Annotated in this window: 17 protein-coding genes, 2 pseudogenes and 1 riboswitch; of the genes and pseudogenes, 16 read left to right on the forward strand and 3 right to left on the reverse strand. The window is 75.1% G+C overall.

From position 1 onward, the window contains the following. Positions 1–60: 60 nt before the first annotated feature. Positions 61–205, forward strand: a riboswitch (cobalamin riboswitch). A gap of 97 nt (positions 206–302) precedes the next feature. The 6 genes and pseudogenes from AB0G56_RS02480 to AB0G56_RS02505 form a co-directional block, all read left to right on the forward strand. Next, positions 303–1256 carry a cobalamin biosynthesis protein gene (locus tag AB0G56_RS02480; RefSeq protein WP_360962424.1) on the forward strand — a complete coding sequence of 318 codons (954 nt, stop codon included), beginning with the start codon at positions 303–305 and terminating at the stop codon, positions 1254–1256. Beyond that, entirely contained in the window at positions 1253–2773 is a 1521-nt protein-coding gene (locus tag AB0G56_RS02485) for a cobyric acid synthase (protein WP_360962427.1), read from the forward strand. Before AB0G56_RS02480 ends, AB0G56_RS02485 begins: the two co-directional genes overlap by 4 nt. A 295-nt stretch (positions 2774–3068) precedes the next feature. Then, on the forward strand, positions 3069–5123 hold the full coding sequence (locus AB0G56_RS02490) for a putative cobaltochelatase (RefSeq protein WP_360962430.1): 2055 nt from the start codon (positions 3069–3071) through the stop codon (positions 5121–5123). Further along, positions 5123–5731 (forward strand): cob(I)yrinic acid a,c-diamide adenosyltransferase, encoded by a 609-nt coding sequence (gene cobO, locus AB0G56_RS02495; protein WP_360962433.1) that lies wholly within the window; start codon positions 5123–5125, stop codon positions 5729–5731. Before AB0G56_RS02490 ends, cobO begins: the two co-directional genes overlap by 1 nt. A 7-nt stretch (positions 5732–5738) precedes the next feature. Further along, positions 5739–7274: a cobyrinate a,c-diamide synthase gene (locus AB0G56_RS02500; RefSeq protein ID WP_360963273.1), complete on the forward strand. Its 1536-nt coding sequence runs from the start codon at positions 5739–5741 to the stop codon at positions 7272–7274. Between the two features lie 50 nt (positions 7275–7324). Beyond that, positions 7325–7498, forward strand: a pseudogene (locus tag AB0G56_RS02505) (precorrin-2 C(20)-methyltransferase); the annotation flags it as partial. A 32-nt stretch (positions 7499–7530) separates the two neighbouring features. Here AB0G56_RS02505 and AB0G56_RS02510 read toward each other — a convergent pair. Next, positions 7531–8262 carry a ZIP family metal transporter gene (locus AB0G56_RS02510; RefSeq protein WP_360962436.1) on the reverse strand — a complete coding sequence of 244 codons (732 nt, stop codon included), beginning with the start codon at positions 8260–8262 and terminating at the stop codon, positions 7531–7533. A gap of 95 nt (positions 8263–8357) precedes the next feature. Between AB0G56_RS02510 and AB0G56_RS02515 the strand changes: the two genes are divergently transcribed. From AB0G56_RS02515 to cobC, 4 genes and pseudogenes are all read left to right on the forward strand, one after another. After that, positions 8358–8702 (forward strand): SAM-dependent methyltransferase, encoded by a 345-nt coding sequence (locus AB0G56_RS02515; RefSeq protein WP_360962439.1) that lies wholly within the window; start codon positions 8358–8360, stop codon positions 8700–8702. After that, positions 8699–10045, forward strand: a complete 1347-nt coding sequence (gene cbiE / locus AB0G56_RS02520) for a precorrin-6y C5,15-methyltransferase (decarboxylating) subunit CbiE (RefSeq protein WP_360962442.1) — start codon at positions 8699–8701, stop codon at positions 10043–10045. The genes AB0G56_RS02515 and cbiE overlap by 4 nt, the downstream gene beginning before the upstream one ends. After that, positions 10042–10968: pseudogene (locus AB0G56_RS02525) on the forward strand (cobalamin biosynthesis protein); the annotation flags it as partial. The gene cbiE and the pseudogene AB0G56_RS02525, both read left to right, overlap by 4 nt. Before the next feature lie 307 nt (positions 10969–11275). After that, a complete protein-coding gene (cobC, locus tag AB0G56_RS02530) occupies positions 11276–12439 on the forward strand; it encodes an Rv2231c family pyridoxal phosphate-dependent protein CobC (RefSeq protein WP_360962445.1) in 1164 nt (387 codons plus the stop codon). Positions 12440–12547: 108 nt separating this feature from the next. On the opposite strand, the gene AB0G56_RS02535 is transcribed toward cobC, so the two are convergent. Together AB0G56_RS02535 and AB0G56_RS02540 are read right to left on the reverse strand one after the other, a co-directional pair. Beyond that, a complete protein-coding gene (locus AB0G56_RS02535) occupies positions 12548–13504 on the reverse strand; it encodes an SCO1860 family LAETG-anchored protein (RefSeq protein WP_360962448.1) in 957 nt (318 codons plus the stop codon). Between the two features lie 289 nt (positions 13505–13793). Further along, the gene (locus AB0G56_RS02540) at positions 13794–14891 is read right to left on the reverse strand and encodes an amidohydrolase family protein (protein ID WP_360962451.1); all 1098 of its coding nucleotides are present in this window, start codon (positions 14889–14891) and stop codon (positions 13794–13796) included. Positions 14892–15007: 116 nt separating this feature from the next. Here AB0G56_RS02540 and AB0G56_RS02545 point away from each other — a divergent pair, with 116 nt between their 5' ends. From AB0G56_RS02545 to thpD, 6 genes are all read left to right on the forward strand, one after another. Then, a complete protein-coding gene (locus tag AB0G56_RS02545; protein WP_360962453.1) occupies positions 15008–16111 on the forward strand; it encodes an aminotransferase class V-fold PLP-dependent enzyme in 1104 nt (367 codons plus the stop codon). Between the two features lie 275 nt (positions 16112–16386). Beyond that, on the forward strand, positions 16387–16485 hold the full coding sequence (locus tag AB0G56_RS02550; protein WP_360962456.1) for a DUF664 domain-containing protein: 99 nt from the start codon (positions 16387–16389) through the stop codon (positions 16483–16485). Between the two features lie 318 nt (positions 16486–16803). Further along, the gene (gene ectA / locus AB0G56_RS02555; protein WP_360962459.1) at positions 16804–17343 is read left to right on the forward strand and encodes a diaminobutyrate acetyltransferase; all 540 of its coding nucleotides are present in this window, start codon (positions 16804–16806) and stop codon (positions 17341–17343) included. Positions 17344–17483: 140 nt separating this feature from the next. Next, positions 17484–18755 (forward strand): diaminobutyrate--2-oxoglutarate transaminase, encoded by a 1272-nt coding sequence (gene ectB, locus AB0G56_RS02560; protein ID WP_360962462.1) that lies wholly within the window; start codon positions 17484–17486, stop codon positions 18753–18755. 91 nt (positions 18756–18846) lie between these two features. Further along, positions 18847–19251 carry an ectoine synthase gene (locus AB0G56_RS02565; RefSeq protein WP_037860869.1) on the forward strand — a complete coding sequence of 135 codons (405 nt, stop codon included), beginning with the start codon at positions 18847–18849 and terminating at the stop codon, positions 19249–19251. Positions 19252–19258: 7 nt separating this feature from the next. Continuing rightward, the gene (thpD, locus tag AB0G56_RS02570; protein WP_360962465.1) at positions 19259–20152 is read left to right on the forward strand and encodes an ectoine hydroxylase; all 894 of its coding nucleotides are present in this window, start codon (positions 19259–19261) and stop codon (positions 20150–20152) included. The last annotated feature ends 88 nt before the right edge of the window (positions 20153–20240 follow it).

Here is a 20240-nt window from a genome sequence, read left to right on the forward strand (position 1 = left end):
TGTGTCAGGGCTATGAGCCTCGGCACACCACCCCACCGCAGGTCAACGGCAAGTTGACGGCTGTTCCGGAGGCGTGGTGGACTTCCGGGGCCATGTACGGCGGCAGAAGAGGAAGCCGGTGCGAATCCGGCGCGGTCCCGCCACTGTCACCGGGGACGAACACCCCCGGGAGCCAGGAACTCTCTCCGCCGGTCTCGTCGAACCAGGGCGCGGACACCCTGAGTGAGGACCCATCGCCATGCGCGGCTGCCGACCGAGGTTCATCAGCGACTTCCTGACCGACCCCGCGGCCGGCTGACCCAGTGGGTGCCGATCGCGTCTTCGCGTACGGTGCCGCCGCCGGCCTCCTCGGTGACCTGCTCCTCGGCGATCCCCGCCGTGGGCATCCGGTCGCCGTGTTCGGGCGGGCCGCGGGCGCCGTGGAACGTGTGCTGTGGCGGGACCACCGCGGACGGGGCGCGCTCCACACCGCAGTGTGCGCCGGTGGCGCCGTCGCACTGGGGGCCGCCGCGGCCCGCGCCGTCCGCTCCTCCCCCACCGGCTCCGTCCTGCTGACCGGCGCCGCCACCTGGGCCGTCGTCGGCGGTACTTCGCTCGCCCGCGAGGCGGGCGCCATCGGGCGGGCGCTCAGGTCGGGTGACGTCGAGGCCGCCCGGGCGCGGCTGCCGCACCTGTGCGGGCGCGATCCGCAGGCCCTGGACGCCGACGGGATCGCCCGCGCGGTCGTCGAGTCGGTCGCCGAGAACACCTCGGACGCGGTGGTGGGTGCGCTCACCTGGGGCGCCCTCGCGGGCGTGCCGGGCCTCCTCGGCTTCCGGGCCGTCAACACCCTGGACGCCATGGTCGGTCACAAGTCACCGCGGTACCGGCGCTACGGGTGGGCCTCCGCCCGGCTCGACGACGTGGCGGGCTGGCCCGGTGCCCGGCTGACCGCTGTCCTGGCCACCGTGGCAGGGGGCGACCCGCGGGGGGCCGTACGGGCCTGGCGCGCCGACGCCGCCCGGCATCCGAGTCCCAACGCGGGGCCGGTGGAGGCGTCCTTCGCGGGGGCGCTCGGTGTGCGCCTGGGCGGCACGTTGTCGTACGGGGGGCGGGTGGAGCACCGGCCGGTGCTCAACGGCCGAGGGCGCGCCGTCCAGGTGGGCGACGTCGACCGGGCCGTACGGCTCTCACGGCGCGTGAGCTGGCTCGCGCTCGGCACGTGCGCCGCCGCGAAGCTGCTGTGCAACCGTCTGACGAAGGGACGTACGTCATGAGCAGCGGTCGGGGCGGCGGTCTGCTCGTCGCCGGGACCACCTCCGACGCCGGGAAGAGCGTCGTGACCGCCGGGATCTGCCGGTGGCTGGTGCGACAGGGCGTCAAAGTGGCGCCGTTCAAGGCGCAGAACATGTCCCTCAACTCGTTCGTCACGCGGGAGGGCGCCGAGATCGGGCGGGCGCAGGCCATGCAGGCGCAGGCCTGCCGGATCGAGCCGACCGCGCTGATGAACCCGGTGCTGCTCAAGCCGGGCGGCGAGCAGAGCAGCCAGATCGTGCTGCTGGGCCGGCCGGTGGGCGAGATGAGCGCCCGCGGCTACCACGGCGGACGCCAGCGGCAGTTGCTGGGGACCGTCCTGGACTGCCTGACCGAGCTGCGGGACGCCTACGACGCGGTGATCTGCGAGGGGGCGGGCAGCCCGGCCGAGATCAACCTGCGCCGGACCGACATCGTCAACATGGGGATCGCACGGGGCGCCGGGCTGCCCGTGGTCGTCGTCGGCGACATCGACCGCGGCGGTGTCTTCGCCTCCTTCTTCGGTACCGTCGCCCTGCTGGCCCCGGCGGACCAGGAGCTGGTCGCCGGGTTCCTGGTCAACAAGTTCCGGGGTGACGTCTCGCTGCTGGAGCCCGGCATCGACATGCTGCGCGGGCTCACCGGCCGGCGGACGTACGGGGTGCTGCCCTTCCGGCACGGGCTCGGCATCGACGAGGAGGACGGCCTGAGGGTGTCACTGCGGGGCGCCGTACGGGAGTCCGCGGTCGCGCCGCCGGTCGGTGAGGACGTGCTGCGGGTCGCCGTCTGCGCCCTCCCCCTGATGTCGAACTTCACCGACGTGGACGCGCTGGCCGCCGAACCGGGCGTGGTCGTGCGGTTCGTGGACCGGCCCGAGGAGCTGGCCGACGCCGACCTCGTGGTGGTCCCGGGCACCCGGGGCACCGTACGGGCGCTGGACTGGCTGCGGGAGCGGGGCCTCGCCGGCACGCTGCGGCGCAGGGCGGCCGAGGGGCGGCCGGTGCTCGGGATCTGCGGCGGCTTCCAGGTGCTCGGCGAGCACATCGAGGACGAGGTCGAGAGCCGTCGCGGGCACGTCGACGGGCTCGGCCTGCTGCCGGTACGGGTCCGGTTCGCCGCCGGCAAGACCCTCGCCCGGCCGGTGGGCGAGGCCCTCGGCGAGCGGGTCGAGGGGTACGAGATCCACCACGGGGTCGCCGAAGTCACCGGCGGTGAGGCGTTCCTGGACGGTTGCCGGGTGGGGCCCGTCTGGGGCACGCACTGGCACGGTTCGCTGGAGTCGGACGGTTTCCGGCGGGCGTTCCTGCGGGAGGTCGCCTCGGCCGCGGGCCGTCGTTTCGTGCCCGCGCCCGGCACGTCGTTCGCCGCGCTGCGCGAGGAGCAGCTGGACCGGCTCGGCGATCTGGTCGAGGAGCACGCGGACACGGACGCGCTGTGGCGGCTCATCGAGTCGGGCGCGCCGCGCGGACTGCCGTTCATCCCGCCGGGGGCACCCGCATGAGCACGGTGCCGCCGTCGGCGACCGCCGGCACCGGCCTGCCGGCGGCCCGCGCCTCGGGTACCTCCTGCCGGACACACCCCGTCCCGCGTGCGGGGTGGCCGGCCCGCGCCGGTCGGCGGCCGTGCGGCGGCACGGCCGCGAGGGTGCCCGGGAGACCGCGCCGACCGCGGACCACCTGTCCGGCCACGACGCCCCGGCGGGCGTGGCCGGCGACCGGATGTACGAGAAGCTCGGCGCGGAGTACGTCTCCGACGCCGGGAACGGAGCTCGAGGGCGACTTGGAGGGCGAGGAGAAGTGAGTACCGCGTTTCCGTTCACGGCCGTCGTGGGTCAGGACGACCTGCGGCTGGCGCTGCTGCTGAACGCCGTCTCCCCGGCGGTCGGCGGGGTGCTGGTGCGCGGTGAGAAGGGCACCGCGAAGTCCACCGCCGTGCGGGCGCTGTCGGCGCTGCTGCCCGCGGTGGACGTCGTCGCCGGGTGCCGTTTCTCCTGCGACCCGGACGCTCCCGACCCCGGCTGCCCGGACGGGCCGCACGAGCCGGGGGCGTTCGAGACGCGGCCGGCGCGGATGGTCGAGCTGCCCGTGGGGGCGTCCGAGGACCGGCTGGTCGGTGCGCTGGACATCGAACGGGCGCTGGCGGAGGGCGTGAAGGCGTTCGAGCCGGGGCTCCTCGCCGACGCCCACCGGGGGATCCTCTACGTCGACGAGGTCAACCTCCTCCACGACCACCTCGTCGACCTGCTGCTGGACGCCGCCGCCATGGGTGCCTCCTACGTCGAGCGCGAGGGCGTCTCCGTACGGCACGCCGCGCGCTTCCTGCTGGTGGGGACCATGAACCCCGAGGAGGGCGAGCTGCGCCCGCAGTTGCTCGACCGGTTCGGGCTGACCGTCGAGGTGGCCGCCTCGCGCGAGCCGGAGCAGCGCGTGGAGGTCGTGCGCAGGCGGCTGGCGTACGACGACGATCCGGCCGCCTTCGCCGCGCGCTGGGCCGACGACGAGGCCGGCGTACGGGCGCGGATCGTGGCCGCGCGGGAGCTGCTTGCGCAGGTGCGGCTCGGCGACGGGGCGCTCACGCAGATCGCGGCGACCTGCGCCGCCTTCGAGGTGGACGGCATGCGCGCCGACATCGTGATGGCGCGTACGGCGACCGCGCTGGCCGCGTGGGCGGGACGCACGGACGTGCTCGCCGAGGACGTGCGGCAGGCGGCGCTGCTCGCGCTGCCGCACCGGCGGCGCCGCAACCCCTTCGACGCCCCCGGACTCGACGAGGACAAACTCGACGACACCCTCCGGGAGTTCGGCGGCGGACCGGAGGACGACGATCCGCACGACGACGGCCCCCATGACGACGGCCCCGGCACGGACGGGCCCGGTGGAGGAGGCGGGCAGCCCGCACCCGACGACGGTGCCCCGCAGGACGGGAGCGGCGCCCTGCGGGACGAGGACGCCGGGCGGCCCGAGGACGAGGAGAGCGGCGGTCGGCCGCAGCCGTCCGGGGCCGGCGCGGGCGAGCAGTCCGCGGTACGGGCCGCGGAGCCGTTCCGCACCAAGGTGCTCAGTGTTCCGGGCCTCGGCGAGGGCGCGGCCGGGCGGCGGTCGCGGGCGCGGACCGAGCACGGGCGGACGACCGGCGCGCGGCGCCCGCGCGGCACGCTGACCAAGCTGCACCTGGCGGCGACGGTGCGGGCGGCCGCACCGCACCAGCGGGCGCGGGGCCGGTCCGGTCCGGGGCTGGTGGTGCGGCGGGACGACCTGCGGCAGGCGACCCGGGAGGGCCGCGAGGGGAACCTCGTGCTGTTCGTGGTGGACGCCTCCGGGTCGATGGCGGCGCGGCAGCGGATGAGCGCGGTGAAGGGCGCCGTGCTGTCCCTGCTGCTGGACGCCTATCAGCGGCGGGACAAGGTGGGGCTGGTGACCTTCCGGGGGACCGCGGCGGACCTCGCGCTGCCCCCCACCTCGTCCGTGGACGCGGCGGCGGTGCGGCTGGAGTCGCTGCCCACCGGCGGGCGTACACCGCTGGCGGCCGGGCTGCTGCGGGCGCACGACGTGCTGCGCGTGGAGCGGCTGCGGGACCCGGCGCGGCGGGCGCTGGTGGTCGTCGTGACCGACGGGCGGGCCACCGGGGGCCCGGAGCCGGTCGCGCTCGCGGAGCGGGCGGCGCGGCTGTTCGCCGCCGAGGGGACGGCGTGTGTGGTCGTGGACTGCGAGTCGGGGCCGGTGCGCCTGGGCCTGGCCGGGCGGCTCGCCGGTGAACTGGGCGGTACGGCGGTGACGCTGGACGAGCTGCGCGCCGACAGCATCGCCGGACTGGTACGGGATGTGCAGGGGACTTCGAGGAGGGCCGCGTAATGCCGCAGGGACAGCCGAGTGTCGTACCGGACGACGGACTGACGACCCGTCAGCGCCGCAACCGGGCGCTGGTGCTCGTGCACACGGGCGTCGGCAAGGGCAAGTCGACCGCCGCGTTCGGGCTTGCGCTGCGCGCCTGGAACCAGGGCTGGCCGATCGGGGTGTTCCAGTTCGTCAAGTCGGCGAAGTGGCGGGTCGGCGAGGAGCGGGCGCTGCGCGTGCTCGGCGACTCGGGCGAGGGCGGCAGCGTCGTGTGGAACAAGATGGGCGAGGGCTGGTCCTGGGTCCAGCGGGACATCCAGGGTGACAACTCGACCAACGAGGCCAAGGCCCGCGAGGGCTGGGAGCAGGTCAAGCGGGACCTGGCCGCCGAGACGTACCGGCTGTACGTGCTCGACGAGTTCGCCTACCCGCTGCACTGGGGCTGGATCGACACCGCCGAGGTCGTGCAGGTGCTGCGCGACCGGCCGGGGACCCAGCACGTGGTGATCACCGGGCGGAACGCGCCCCAGGAACTGGTCGACTTCGCCGACCTCGTCACCGACATGTCCAAGGTCAAGCACCCGATGGACGCGGGGCAGAAGGGCCAGAGGGGCATCGAGTGGTGACGCCGTGGTGACCTCCTCCTCGCCGTCCGCGCCCCGGCCGGCGCCCTCCCCCGCCGCCGTGCCCCGGCTGGTCGTCGCCGCGCCCGCCTCGGGCAGCGGCAAGACCACCGTCGCCACGGGGCTGATGGCCGCGCTGGCCCGGCGGGGGCTCGCCGTGTCCCCGCACAAGGTCGGCCCGGACTACATCGACCCGGGGTACCACTCGCTCGCCACCGGGCGGGTGGGGCGCAACCTGGACGCCTACCTGTGCGGGCCGGACCTGGTCGGGCCGTTGTTCCTGCACGGCGCGCGCGGGTGCGACATCGCCGTCGTCGAAGGCGTCATGGGGCTGTTCGACGGGGCGGCGGGGCAGGGCGAGCTGGCCTCCACCGCGCAGGTGGCGAAGCTGCTGCGGGCGCCGGTGGTGCTCGTGGTCGACGCCTCCTCCCAGTCGCGGTCGGTGGCGGCGCTGGTGCACGGGTTCGTGTCGTGGGACCCGCAGGTGCGGATCGGCGGCGTGATCGTGAACAAGGTCGCCTCGGACCGGCACGAGGCGCTGGTGCGGGAGGCGCTGGAGTCGGTCGGGGTTCCGGTGCTGGGGGTGCTGCGGCGGGCGCCGCAGGTGGACACGCCGTCGCGGCACCTGGGACTTGTGCCGGTCGCCGAGCGGCGGGGCGCCGCGGTGGAGGCGGTCGCGGCGATGGCGGCGCAGGTGGAGGCGGGGTGCGATGTCGCCGCGCTGGTGGCGCTGGCGGGGAGCGCGGGGACGTTGTCGGGTGCGGCCTGGGACGCGGCCGAGGTGGTGGGGGTCTCGCCCCCGGCGCCCCTTCCCGCCCCGGACCCGGGGGCCGGCGCCCCCGGAGCCCCGCTTCGGCCCGGACGGCCCCGTCCTCAGGTTCTCCCCCACTCTTCGAGCGGGGGGTGCCCCCAGGACGGGCTGACAGACGCCGGTCAGGGGACACCGGTGAGGGTCGCCGTCGCCGGCGGGCCCGCCTTCACGTTCTCCTACGCCGAGCACACGGAGCTGCTGTCCGCCGCCGGTGCCGACGTCGTCCCCTTCGATCCGCTGCGGGACGAGGAACTGCCCGAGGGGACCCGCGGTCTGGTCATCGGGGGCGGGTTCCCGGAGGTCTACGCCGCCGAGCTGTCCGCCAACGAACCGCTGCGCGAGGCCGTCGGCGACCTCGCGCGCGCCGGTGGCCCGGTCGCGGCCGAGTGCGCCGGGCTGCTGTACCTGTGCCGGGAGCTGGACGGGAAGCCGATGTGCGGGGTGCTGGACGCCTCCGCGCGGATGAGCGGGCGGCTGACTCTGGGCTACCGGGACGCCGTGGCCGTGAGTGACAGTGTGCTCGCGCAGGCCGGGCAGCGGATGCGGGGGCACGAGTTCCACCGGACGGTCGTGGAACCGGGCGCCGGCGCCGCCCCCGCCTGGGGGCTGCGGACGCCCGTCCGGCGGGTCGAGGGGTTCGTGCAGGACACCGTGCACGCGAGTTACGTGCACACGCACTGGGCCGCCGCGCCCGGTGTCGCCCGTCGCTTCGTGGAGAGGTGCCGGACGTCGTGAACGGCAGGCCGGCCGGCGCGGGCGCCTGGGACGCCGCCGGGGAGCGGGCGCGGGCGGGCGATACGGTCGAGGCGCCGCGCGAGGGCGGGCGGATCGGTGCCGCCGTGCGAGGGCCGGCGCCGGCGCTGTCGCAGGAGCCGGTCCGGCCGGCCGCCGCGCTGCCCTGCCCGTCGACGCGCATCGCGCCGGCCCGGCGCGCGGGCGGGCGGGGCGGCAGGCCGTGAGTCCCGTGTGCGGGCTCCGCGCGCGGTCGCGCTCAGGCCGCCAGGCCCACCACCAGCCAGATGAAAGCGGCGCCCGCGATCGTGCACAACAGGGTCGAGCGGGCCGGGTGCTCGTGGTGGGCCTCGGGCAGGATCTCGGCGGCGGCGAGGTAGAGCAGTACGCCGCCGAACAGGCCGAGGTAGCCGCCGAGGAACCATTCGGGGATGCGGACGAAGGCCGTCGAGGCGGCGCCCACCACGGGGGCCAGCGCGTCCGCGACGAGCATCGCCACCGCCTTGCGGCGGGCGTTGCCGTAGAGGCTGGTGAGGGTGAAGGTGTTGAAGCCGTCCGCGAAGTCATGGGCGATGACCGCGAGGGCGACGGCGGCGCCCATGCCACCGCCGACCTGGAACGCGGCGCCTATCGCCACGCCGTCCATCGCACTGTGGCCGACCATGGCGGCCGCCGCCGTGAGGCCGACCTCGGGGGCGCGGTGCTGATGGTGTTCGTCGCCGCCGTGCGCGGCCTGCCGGGCGGCCAGCAGGCGCTCCACCAGGTGGGCCAGCAGGAAGCCGGCCACGAAGAGCAGCAGGGCCGCGGGTACGCCGAACACCTCCCGGCCCACCGCGCGCAGTGCCTCGGGCAGCAGGTCGAGACCGACCACACCGAGCATCAGGCCGCCGGCCAGTCCGAGGACCAGATGGCGGCGGTCGGTGACCCGCTGTGCCGTCCAGCCGCCGGCCAGCGTCATCAGGAACGCGCCGAGCGCGACGAAGACCGCCATGTGCCCTTGCTATCCGATCACCCCCCGATCGCGCACATCCGGCCATGGCCCGACCCCCGCACACCATGACATTCCGTACGAGAGGACCCGTCCCCATGGTCGATGCCCTCACCGCCGAGGTGACCTTCGCCGGTGCCGGTCCCGGCGCCGCCGACCTGCTGACGTTCCGCGCCGCGCGCGCGATCGCCGGGGCCGACGTCGTGACGCAGGCGGCCGGCCTCGCCCGGGCCGACGCGCTCGGACACGCCCGCGAGGGCGCGGACACCGTGGACGTGGCGGCGACGCCGGTGCCGCCGGGCGAGGAGGTGTGCGAGTCCGGCCGGCACGGCGCCGCCCCGGCCGTCCTCCCGCCGGCGGCCCGCAGCGGCCGGCGGGTGCCGGAACCGCTGGGCAACTGCCCGGCCCGCGGGGCCCTGCGCGCGCGGGGGGCGAGTTCGTGATCACGGTCATCGGCACGGGTACGGGGGCGCCTGCGGACAGCGGGGCGCTCGACGGCGCCGACCTCGTCGTGGGCGGACGCAGGCACCTGGAGGCCGTACGACTGCCGGAAGGCGTCCGTCGGGTCGTGCTGGGGCCGCTTCCGCCCGCCCTCGACGTGATCGAGCGGTACACCGGTGCGGGGCGGCGCGTGGTCGTGCTCGCCTCGGGAGATCCGGGGTTCTTCGGGATCGTACGGGCGCTGGCGGAACGGTTCGGTGCCGGGGCGCTGGAGGTGCGGCCGGGGGTCTCCTCCGTCGCCGCCGCCTTCGCGCGCGCCGGGCTGCCGTGGGACGACGCCGTGGTGGTCAGCGCGCACGGACGGGAGCTGCGGACGGCCGTCAACGTGTGCCGGGCCCGGCCGAAGGTCGCCGTGCTGACCGGGCCGGGCGCCGGGCCCGCCGAGCTGGGGGCCGCGCTGGCCCGTACCCCGTCCGGCGAGCGGGTGCTGGTGGTGGCGACGGCGCTGGGCGACCCCGCCCGCGAACGCGTCGAACGGGTCACGCCCGCCGAGGCCGCCGCCCGGGACTGGGGGACGGCCGTGAACGTGGTGCTCTGCCTGGACGAGGAGCGGGCCCTCGGTCCCATGCCGACGCTCGCCGGGCCCGAGGCGCCCGGCGCGGGCTGGGCGCTGGAACAGGACGCCTTCGCGCGCCGTGAGGCGGGCGTCACCACGGTGGAGGTGCGGGCGCTGGCCCTGGCCCGGCTCGGTCCGCGCCCGGGCGACCTGGTCTGGGACGTCGGCGCCGGGACGGGCCCGGTGGCCGTGGAGTGCGCCCGGTTCGGTGCGGCGGTCGTCGCGGTCGAGGAGGAGGCGGACGGCGCCGCACGGGTGCGGGCCGACGCCGCCGCCCGCGGGGTGGACGTCGCGGTCGTGCAGGGGGCGGCGCCCGGGGCGCTGTCCGGGCTCGCCGACGATCCCGACGCCGTGTTCGTCGGGGAAGGGGGCGGGGGCCGGGGCGGGGACCTGCCGGTCGTCGTCAGCGCCTGCGCGCGCCGCGCCCGGCGGACCGTGGTCGTCGCCCTCGCCGCCCCCGACCGGGTGCCGGCCGTCCGTCAGGCACTCACCGACGCCGGTCTGACCTGCGACGGCGTGGTGCTCCAGGCGTCCCGGCTCGCGCCGCAGCCGCCGGAGGAGGTGAGCCGGCCGGCGGCGGACCCCGTTTTCCTGCTGTGGGGCGTACGGCCCCCGGCGGCCGGGTCCGTACCCGGGTCCCGATCCGGGGCCGCGGCCGCCTCCCGGTCCGGGTCCGGGTCCGGGTCCGGGTCCGGGTCCGGGTCCGGGTCAGAAGGATTCGACCGGTGATCGGCCTCATGTCCGCGGGCGTGGCGGGGGCGGTGGCATGCGGCCGGCTCGCCGCGGCGTGGCCGGAGCGTGCCCGGACCCACGCCGGAGGCGTCACGGAGGCCGTACGGGCCGCCGTCGCCGAGTGCGAACAGCTCGGGTGCCCCCTGGCCGCGGGCGCGGTGGCCGGGCTGGTCGAGCCGCTGCCCGGCGGGCACGACGGCGGCGCCGGCGTCCTCGCCGACGCGGTCGCCGCCGTGCCGGGAACGGCTTGGGTGGTGACGACCGCGACGGACGCCGTGGGCGCGGCCGGGTTCCTCGTCCGGCTGCCGGTGGAAGGGGATGTGGCCGGGGTGTCGCGGGCGCTGCTGGACCGTGAGCCGGTGGCCCTCGCCGCCGAGGTGCCGTGGTCGCTGCCCGTGCTGCCCCCCGCGCCCGGGGGAACGGCGGCGGAGTACGCCGTCCGGGTGACGGACCGGGCGCTCGCGCCGGGCGGGCGGGAGGTGGTCCCCAGGCCGCGGTCCCTCGTCGTCGGGGTGGGCGCCTCCACCGGAGCGCCGGCCGACGAGGTGCTGGGGCTGATCGAGGGCACGCTGCGGGACGCGGGACTGTCCGCGCGCGACCTCGCCCGGCTGGCCACCGTGGACACGAAGGCGACCGAGCCCGGCGTCGTCGCGGCGGCCGAACGGCTGGGGGTGCCCCTGGTGACGTACTCCGCAGGGGAGCTGGCCGGGGTGGCGGTGCCCAACCCGTCCGCCGCGCCGCTCGCCTCCGTCGGCACCCCGTCGGTCGCGGAGGCCGCCGCGCTCGCCGGCGGCGGCGAACTCCTCGTACCCAAACGGAAGTCGCGGCGGGCGGACGGGCGTCCGGCCATGGCGACGTGCGCGGTCGTACGGCGGCCCGTGCGCGGGCGGCTCGTGGTGGTCGGCCTCGGGCCCTGCGCCGGGAACGCGACCGTGCTGCCGGCCGGGCCCGGCTCGACCGACCCGGACGCCGGCGCCGAGGTGTCCAGGGCGGCACGGCCGCTGTGGGAGGGGCGCGGGTGCGCGGGCGTGGAGACCGCGGTCCTGCCCGACGGGGTCCGGCGGCAGACCTCTGAGCAGGCGGCTGCGCACCCGGAGGCCGAGGCGCGCCGGCCGCACTGTCACCCGGAGAGCGAGGCGCGCCGGCCGCACTTCCCCCCGGACGAGGACGGACGGCACGGGCACCACCACCACGAGCACCTCCCTTCTGAGGGGCACAGGCATCCGCATGCGCAGTGAGGACCACCAGATGGCGTACCAGGACGGCGGGCACGACCTGCGGCACCACGGCGACGCGGAGGTGCGGGACGACGGTTCCGCGCTGGTCGATCTCGCCGTGAACGTGCGCACCGGCACCCCGCCCCCGTGGCTGCGGGAGCGGATCGCCGACTCGCTGGGCTCGCTGGCCGCCTATCCGGACGGGCGGTCCGCGCGGGCCGCGGTGGCCGCCCGGCACGGGCTGCCGGTGGAGCGGGTGCTGCTGACGGCGGGCGCGGCGGAGGCGTTCGTGCTGCTGGCGCGGGCGTCGGGGGCGCGCCGGCCGGTCGTCGTGCATCCGCAGTTCACGGAGCCGGAGGCGGCGCTGCGGGACGCGGGGCACCGCGTGGACCGGGTGCTGCTGCGCGAGGCGGACGGCTTCCGGCTGGACCCGGCGGACGTCCCCGAGGACGCGGACCTCGTCGTGGTCGGCAACCCGACGAATCCGACCTCGGTGCTGCATCCGGCGGCGGTCCTCACTCAACTGGCGCGGCCGGGGCGGACGTTGGTGGTCGACGAGGCGTTCATGGACGCGGTGCCGGGCGAGCGGGAGGCGCTGGCCGGGCGGACCGACGTGCCCGGCCTCGTGGTCCTGCGCAGCCTGACCAAGACCTGGGGTCTGGCCGGGCTGCGGATCGGGTACGTGCTGTCCTGCCCGGAGACCGTCGCCGCACTGGAGCGGGTCCAGCCGCTGTGGCCGGTGTCCAGTCCGGCGCTGGCCGCGGCCGTGGCCTGCGTGGAGCCGCGGGCGCTGGCGGAGGCGGCGCACGCGGCGCACCGGATCGCGGCGGACCGGGCCCACCTGGTGGCGGGCCTGGCCTCCTTCGCCGAGCGCGGGGTGCGGGTGGCCGGGCCCGCCGAGGGCCCGTTCGTGCTGGTGCGCGTGGCCGGGGCGGTGGAGGTACGGCGGCGGCTGCGCGCGCTGGGGTACGCGGTGCGGCGCGGGGACACGTTCCCGGGGCTGGGGGAGGATTGGGTGCGGGTGGCCGTGCGGGGGCGGGGGGTGACGGAGGGGTTCCTGGACGCGCTGGACACGGCGCTGGACGCCGTGCCGGGTGCCGCGTCGGGTGCGGTACCGCGCGCCGCGTCGCGCTCCGTGCCCGGCCGGCCGGGCACGGAGCACACGCCGGGCTGATCTCCCCAGGCCCTTGGCCCTTGGGCCGCCCGAACGCCCGTGCCCGCGCCCGCGCCTGAGGCCGTGTCCGTGCCCCGGGGCCCGTGGCGCGGGCGCGGGCGCGCCGGCTCAGCCCCTGCGCCTGCGGGTCAGCGCGACCGCTCCCCCGCCGACGGCCAGCAGCACCGCCGAGCCCGCCGCGAGGTAGGGCGTCAGGGAACTGCCTCCGGTCTCCGCCAGGTTCGCGTCCGCGGCCTTCGTGGGCCTGGCGGACGGCGTCGGGTCGACGGCCTCGGTGGCGGCGGCGCCCTGGGGCTCCGGGTGCGCGGCGGGGGTGGTGGCGGGCTGCGGTGACTCCTCGGGGGCCGCGGGGGACTCGCAGGTCGCCCGGGCGAGGGTGAGCGTGCCCTCGACCTCCGCCACGTTGAGCTTGAGCGGGTTGACGGAGATCTTGAGCCGCAGGGCCGTCGCCGCGGCCGTACGGGAGGCCGTCTCGTGCTGGGACAGGTCGAGGCGGACCTCGCCCACGGCCGGGACCCGCACGCGGGTCGCGCCCCCCGCCAAGAGCGTCACCTTCTTGCCGAGCACCGTCACGGCGCCCAGGACGTCGCTGGTGGCGACCGGCGGCTTGCCGGCCGCGCAGGTCGCCCTGGCGGTGACCTGGTCGACCTCGATGACGGACAGCAGGGGCAGACCGGGCACGTGGACGCGGGCGTGGGCGAGGTCGACGCTGCCCTCGGCCCTGTCCGCCGAGACCGTCGCGTCCGCCTTCGCCACGTCGGCGCGCAGCACGCTGAACGGCTTGCCGCCGTCGACTCCGTCGAGGTGGGCGCCGAGCGCGGTCTCCCGGGCGCTCGCCGGTGCCTGGACCTCGTCGAGGGAGAGGGCGAGCGGGACGTTCACCGTCTTGTTGAGCAGGGAAACGTCGAGGTCGGTGCGCAGGACGGAGGCGCTCGCGCGGCCGTGGTCGGCGCTCGCGTGGGCGGAGCCCGCGCCGGCCAGCGTCACGGGGCCTGCGGCCAGGACGGTGGCCGCGGCCGCGGTGACGAGGCGGCGTGCGGGCATGCGGAAGATGTGGCCGTTCACGGTGTGGGACCCCCAGAGAGGATTGCTTGGGACCCGGAAAGAATTACGCACCGAGAGTGAACGGTCAGCGATCCTGGGTGACTTCACTCCTTCGTGGGGTTTCCGTCCTCGTTTTCGATTTGCCCGGTACGGGTGTTCGCCTCTTCCACCCTCCGGTTCCCCTCCCGCGAGCGCCCGCCCGGACGCACCGGCGCGCGCGACGGAGTGCACAACGATCCACACGGGGCGACGGTCACCTTCGGTCAACCCGCCGGACCGGCCGCGGCGACCCCGCCGAGCCCCGTTCCGGCTACGCGACGACGCGGCCGTTCAGGACCACCCGCCGTGGCCCCGCCAGCACCCGTACGTCCGCCCGCGGGTCGGCCTCGTACACCACGAGGTCGGCCGGCGCGCCCTCGTCCAGGCCGGGCCGGCCCAGCCACGACCGGGCGCCCCACGTCGTGGCCGACAGGGCTTCGAGGGCCGGGATGCCGGCGGTGACCAGTTCGGCGACCTCGGCGGCCACCAGGCCGTGCGGCAGCGAGCCGCCCGCGTCCGTGCCGACGTACACCGCGATCCCGGCGTCGTGGGCGGCGCGGACGGTGTCGTAGCGGCGCTCGTGGAGCCGGCGCATGTGCGCCGACCAGCGCGGGAACCTGCTCTCGCCGCCGGCCGCGAGCGAGGGGAAGGTGGCGATGTTGACCAGGGTGGGGACGATGGCGACGCCCCGCTCGGCGAAGAGGGGGATCAGGTCCTCGGTGAGGCCCGTGGCGTGCTCGACGCAGTCGATGCCCGCCTCCACCAGATCGCGCAGGGAGTCCTCCGCGAAGCAGTGCGCGGTCACCCGGGCGCCCAGCCGGTGCGCCTCGGCGATCGCCGCCTCGGCCGCCTCGCGGGGCCAGCAGGCGGACAGGTCCCCGAGGTCGCGGTCGATCCAGTCGCCGACCAGTTTCACCCAGCCGTCGCCGCGCCGGGCCTCCTGGCCGACGTACGCGACCAGGTCCTCGGGTTCGATCTCGTGGGCGTAGTTGCGGATGTAGCGGCGGGTGCGGGCGATGTGGCGGCCGGCCCGGATGATCTTCGGCAGGTCGTCGCGGTCGTCGGTCCAGCGGGTGTCGGAGGGCGAGCCCGCGTCGCGCAGCAGCAGCGCCCCGGCCTCCCGGTCGGTGAGCGCCTGCTTCTCGGAGACGTCCTCGGGTACCGGGCCGTGCGCGTCGAGGCCGACGTGGCAGTGCGCGTCGACCAAGCCGGGCAGCGCCCAGCCCTCGACGGTCCGTACGTCCCGGGCGCCGGGCGGGCGCTCGTAGGAGATCCGGCCGCCCACCACCCACAGTTCGTCACGGACCTGGTCGTCGCCGGGGCCGGCGAGGACCCTCCCCTTCACGTGCAGCACCGCGCCATCGCTCATGCACCGCACCCTAGCCCTGGCGGCCCGGTCGGGGCCGGGCCGGCCGGGAGGCGGGCGCCGGATACTCTCGACTGCGTCGACTCCACCGACCTCGTGACCGAGAAGAGAGCACTGCCGTGACCCACCCCTTCCTGGACCTCGCCCCGCTGAGCGCCGCCCGCTTCGCCTCGATCGAGGACCGGGTGGCACGGCTGCTCGGCACCGCGCAGGACGTCGTGATCACGCAGGGCGAGGCGCTGCTGCCGCTGGAGGGCGCGATCCGGGCGACGGCGGGCCCAGGGACGACGGCGCTGAACGTGATCACCGGGCCGTACGGGCAGACGTTCGGCGACTGGCTGCGCGACTGCGGTGCGACGGTGTACGACCTGTCGGTGCCGTTCCACACGGCGGTGACCGCCGAGCAGGTCCGCGCGGCCTTCGCCGAGCACCCGGAGATCGACTTCGTGTCGCTGGTGCACGCGGAGGCGGCGACCGGCAACACCAACCCGGTGGCGGAGATCGGCGAGGCCGTACGGGAGCAGGGTGCCCTCTTCTACCTGGACGCGGTGGCCTCGATCGGCGCGGAGCCGGTGCTGCCGGACGCGTGGGGCGTGGACCTGTGCGTGATCGGGGCGCAGAAGGCGATGGGCGGCCCCGCCGGGGTGTCGGCGGTGTCGGTCAGCGAGCGCGCCTGGGCCCGGATGGCGGCGAACCCGCGGGCGCCGCGCCGCTCCTACCTGTCCCTGCTCGACTGGAAGGAGCGCTGGATCGACGGCGGCCGCACCACGCTGCTGCACGCCCCGGCCCAGCTCGAGATGCTCGCCCTGGAGGCGTGCGTCGAGCGGATCGAGGCGGCCGGCCTGGACGCCGTGATGGCCCGTCACCGACGTGCCGCCGCGGCGACCCGCGCCGGTGTCCAGGCCCTCGGCGGGGGCCTGGAGCCGTACGTGCACAAGGCGTCCGAGGCGGCCCCGGTCGCGACCACGCTGCGCGCCCCCGCGGGTGTCGCGGCCTCTGACCTGGTGGCCCGCGCCCTCGAGTCGGACCCGGGCCTCCCGCTCGCCGCGGGCGGCGGCCCCCTGGCCAAGGAGATGATCCGGGTCAACCACTACGGCCCGGACGCGACGCCGGAAACCGTCGAGGCGACCCTGACGGCCCTGGCCGCCGCCCTGACCACCGTCTCCGGCACGGCCGTCGACCTCCGGACCGCCCACGACGCCGCCGCCGGCGCCTGGCGGTAGAGCCTGTCCTGGCCGCCCCGCGGGCCCGGACAGGCGCGGGCCCCCGGGCAGAAGCACGGTTGCCGAAGCCGCCACCGGTGCCATGCCGCCCGCATGCCCCCGGACGTTCCGCAGACGCCGCCCGACGGCCGCCCCCTCCCCCTCATGCCGGGCGCGGAACGGCCCGGGCCGGCGAGCCGGCTCGCCTCCACCGCGCCGCCCTGGAGGCGAAGTGCGCCGGGCCGAAGGACACGGGGCGGATCGGCGACGGACCCATGGCGGGGTGCGAGGCCGGCGTGCGGTGGGTTCTCATCCACCTGATCGAGGAGTACACCCGGCACGACGGGCACGCCGGCATTCTGCGGGAGCGGATCGACAAGGTCATCGGGACGTGAAATCAAAGGGGGTAATTCCTGGAATTCAATTCGGGCAGCTGCCCGTCTTCTTCTGCCCCGTTTTCCTATTCCTAAACGCGACGATTCCACGAACACTCGGCGACGTAATTCCAAGGCTGTCACGGGCGCACCGGCAGGGCTACTCCATTGTGATGCACTCCACAATCACACCCGTTTTGTACAGGTAATAACGGGAGCAACCGGGCATCTCACCTCGGTCTCGCGCGACCGCGCGCCCGCGCGATAACACATATGCCCCGGGCATGTAAGGGCGACGGGCGATGCATTTTCCAATTCAGCTCGGTAAGTTCAATTCGCATGACTGCCGCACAAGCAGACCTGCGAACCGACCGCACGGAAATACCGGATGCCGTGTCCATCGAGCGCCCCGCCGTCGCCGACGGCGCCGCTCTGTGGAGGCTCGCCAAGGACTCCGGGACGCTGGACGTGAACTCCTCGTACAGCTATCTGCTGTGGTGCCGCGACTTCGCCGCCACCTCCGCCGTGGCGCGCGACGCCGACGGGGAAGCCGTGGGTTTCGTCACCGGGTACGTGCGGCCCGACCGCCCCGGCACGCTCCTGGTGTGGCAGGTCGCCGTCGACGCCCGCCACCGCGGCCGCGGCCTGGCCGCCCGGCTGCTGGACGCGCTCACCGCCCGCGTCGCCACCGAGAGCGGTCTGACGACCGTCGAGACCACCATCACCCCCGGCAACACCGCCTCCGAACGCCTCTTCGCCTCCTTCGCGGAGCGGCACGGCGCCCGCGTCGAACGCGAGGTCCTGTTCGGGACGGCCGAGTTCCCCGACGGGCCGCACGACCCCGAGGTGCTGCACCGCATCGGCCCCCTCGCCCGCTGAGCTTCCTTCGAGACCCCGCCGCCTCCGCCGAGCCCGCCCGGCCCCGCCGGGCCCCGCGAGCCGCCGGAACCCGCGGACCCCTCCTTCGATCCGCCGACCCGACCGACCTCCCACTCCCCACACACGAGGAGCGATTCGTCGTGACCATCACCCAGCCCGACCTGAGCGTCTTCGAGACCCTGGAGTCCGAGGTGCGCAGCTACTGCCGCGGCTGGCCCACCGTCTTCGACCACGCGCGCGGCAGCCGCATGTACGACGAGGACGGCCACGAGTACCTCGACTTCTTCGCCGGCGCCGGTTCCCTCAACTACGGACACAACAACCCCGTGCTGAAACGGGCGTTGATCGACTACCTGGAGCGCGACGGCGTCACGCACGGACTCGACATGTCCACCGCCGCCAAGCGCCGCTTCCTGGAGACCTTCCAGAACCTGGTGCTGCGTCCGCGCGACCTGCCGTACAAGGTGATGTTCCCGGGCCCGACCGGCACCAACGCCGTGGAGTCCGCGCTGAAGCTGGCGCGGAAGGTGGAGGGGCGCGAGGCCATCGTGTCGTTCACCAACGCCTTCCACGGGATGTCGCTGGGCTCACTGGCCGTGACGGGCAACGCGTTCAAGCGGGCCGGCGCCGGCGTCCCGCTGGTGCACGGCACGCCCATGCCGTTCGACAACTACTTCGACGGCACGGTCCCGGACTTCCTGTGGTTCGAGCGGCTCCTGGAGGACCAGGGTTCCGGCCTGAACAAGCCCGCCGCGGTGATCGTGGAGACCGTGCAGGGCGAGGGCGGCATCAACGTCGCCCGGCCCGAGTGGCTGCGCGCGCTCAAGGAGCTGTGCGAGCGCCAGGACATGCTGCTGATCGTCGACGACATCCAGATGGGCTGCGGACGCACCGGCGCCTTCTTCTCCTTCGAGGAGTCCGGGATCGTCCCCGACATCGTCACCGTCTCGAAGTCCATCAGCGGCTACGGCCTGCCGATGTCACTGTGCCTGTTCCGGCCCGAGCTGGACGTGTGGGAGCCGGGCGAGCACAACGGCACCTTCCGCGGCAACAACCCGGCGTTCGTCACCGCCACCGCCGCCCTGGAGGCGTACTGGACGGACGGGGCGGCGATGGAGAAGCAGACCCGCACCCGCGGTGAACTGGTCGAGCAGTGGCTGGTCTCCATCACCGAGGAGAACCTCGCCGACGTCAAGGAGTACCGGGGCCGCGGCCTGGTGTGGGGCCTGGAGTTCCACGACAAGGGCCGGGCCGGGCGGGTCGCGCGGCGCGCCTTCGACCTCGGCCTGCTCATCGAGACCTCGGGTCCCGAGAGCGAGGTCGTCAAACTGCTGCCGGCCCTGACCACCACCCCCGAGGAACTGGACGAGGGCATGAGCGCCCTCGCCCGCGCGGTCCGCGAGACCGCCTGACCGGCTTCCGGTGCCCCGCCCCACGGTCCCCGGGGCGGGGCACCGGGAGACCGTATCCATCGAGAAACCCCGCAAGGAGGCACGTACCACCGTGATCGTCCGTTCGTTCAAGGAGATCGAAGGCACCGACCGGCACGTGAAGGCGGCGTCCGGCACCTGGGAGAGCAAGCGCATCGTCCTCGCCAAGGAGAAGGTCGGCTTCTCCGTGCACGAGACGATCCTCTACGCCGGCACGGAGACGTCGATGTGGTATGCGAACCACATCGAGGCCGTCGTCTGCACCAGGGGCGACGCCGAACTGACCGACCGCGAGACCGGGAAGACGTACCACATCACGCCCGGCACCATGTACCTCCTCGACGGCCACGAGCGGCACACGCTCAAGGTCAAGGAGGACTTCCACTGCATCTGTGTCTTCAACCCGCCCGTGACCGGACGGGAGGACCACGACGAGAACGGCGTCTACCCCCTGCTCACCGAGCCCGAGGAGGTGTGAGGAACCCATGACCACCGCCACCGTGAAGGACCTCTACCCGACCCGCGGCGCCACCGAGGTGAGCGTCCCCCGCCAGGACCCGGTCCTCTGGGGCTCCCCGGACACGCCCGGACCGATCGCGGGCGCCGACCTCCAGGCGTTCGAGCGCGACGGGTTCCTCGCCGTCGAGGAGCTGATCGGCGCGGACGAGGTCGCCGTCTACCGGCAGGAGCTGGACCGGCTGGTGGCCGATCCGGCGATCCGGGCCGACGAGCGGTCGATCGTCGAGCCGAAGTCCAAGGAGATCCGCTCGGTCTTCGAGGTGCACCGGATCAGCGAGGTGTTCGCGAACCTGGTGCGCGACCCGCGCGTGGTCGGCCGCGCGCGGCAGATCCTCGGCTCGGACGTGTACGTCCACCAGTCCCGGATCAACGTCAAGCCGGGCTTCGGCGCCAGCGGCTTCTACTGGCACTCGGACTTCGAGACCTGGCACGCCGAGGACGGCCTGCCGAACATGCGGACGGTGTCCGTCTCGATCGCGCTGACCGAGAACCTCGACACCAACGGCGGGCTCATGATCATGCCCGGCTCGCACCGGACGTTCCTGGGCTGTGCCGGGGAGACGCCCGAGGACAACTACAAGAAGTCACTGCAGATGCAGGACGCGGGGACGCCGTCCGACGAGGCGCTGACCGCGCTCGCGGGCGAGCACGGCATCAAGCTGTTCACGGGCAGGGCCGGCTCGGCGACCTGGTTCGACTGCAACTGCATGCACGGCAGCGGCGACAACATCACGCCGTACCCGCGCAGCAACGTCTTCATCGTGTTCAACAGTGTGGAGAACACGGCGGTGGAGCCGTTCGCGGCACCGGTGCGACGCCCCGGCTTCATCGGGGCCCGGGACTTCACTCCGGTGAAGTGACCCGTCGGTGAGCCGGGAAAGGGGCCTCCTCGTGTGAGGCCCCTTTCCCGTGTGGCGGGACCGCGGGAGGGACCCTGCGCGGGCCTCC

Source organism: Streptomyces sp. NPDC021356, assembly GCF_040641015.1.
Classification (GTDB): domain Bacteria; phylum Actinomycetota; class Actinomycetes; order Streptomycetales; family Streptomycetaceae; genus Streptomyces.

Excerpts from the sequence above, each read along its gene's own strand:
- AB0G56_RS02485 (WP_360962427.1), top strand. The coding sequence starts at position 1,253 with ATGAGCAGCGGTCGGGGCGGCGGTCTGCTCGTCGCCGGGACCACCTCC.
- cobO (WP_360962433.1), top strand. The coding sequence starts at position 5,123 with ATGCCGCAGGGACAGCCGAGTGTCGTACCGGACGACGGACTGACGACC.
- AB0G56_RS02510 (WP_360962436.1), bottom strand. The coding sequence starts at position 8,262 with ATGGCGGTCTTCGTCGCGCTCGGCGCGTTCCTGATGACGCTGGCCGGC.
- AB0G56_RS02515 (WP_360962439.1), top strand. The coding sequence starts at position 8,358 with ATGGTCGATGCCCTCACCGCCGAGGTGACCTTCGCCGGTGCCGGTCCC.
- cobC (WP_360962445.1), top strand. The coding sequence starts at position 11,276 with ATGCGCAGTGAGGACCACCAGATGGCGTACCAGGACGGCGGGCACGAC.
- AB0G56_RS02540 (WP_360962451.1), bottom strand. The coding sequence starts at position 14,891 with ATGAGCGATGGCGCGGTGCTGCACGTGAAGGGGAGGGTCCTCGCCGGC.
- ectA (WP_360962459.1), top strand. The coding sequence starts at position 16,804 with ATGACTGCCGCACAAGCAGACCTGCGAACCGACCGCACGGAAATACCG.
- thpD (WP_360962465.1), top strand. The coding sequence starts at position 19,259 with ATGACCACCGCCACCGTGAAGGACCTCTACCCGACCCGCGGCGCCACC.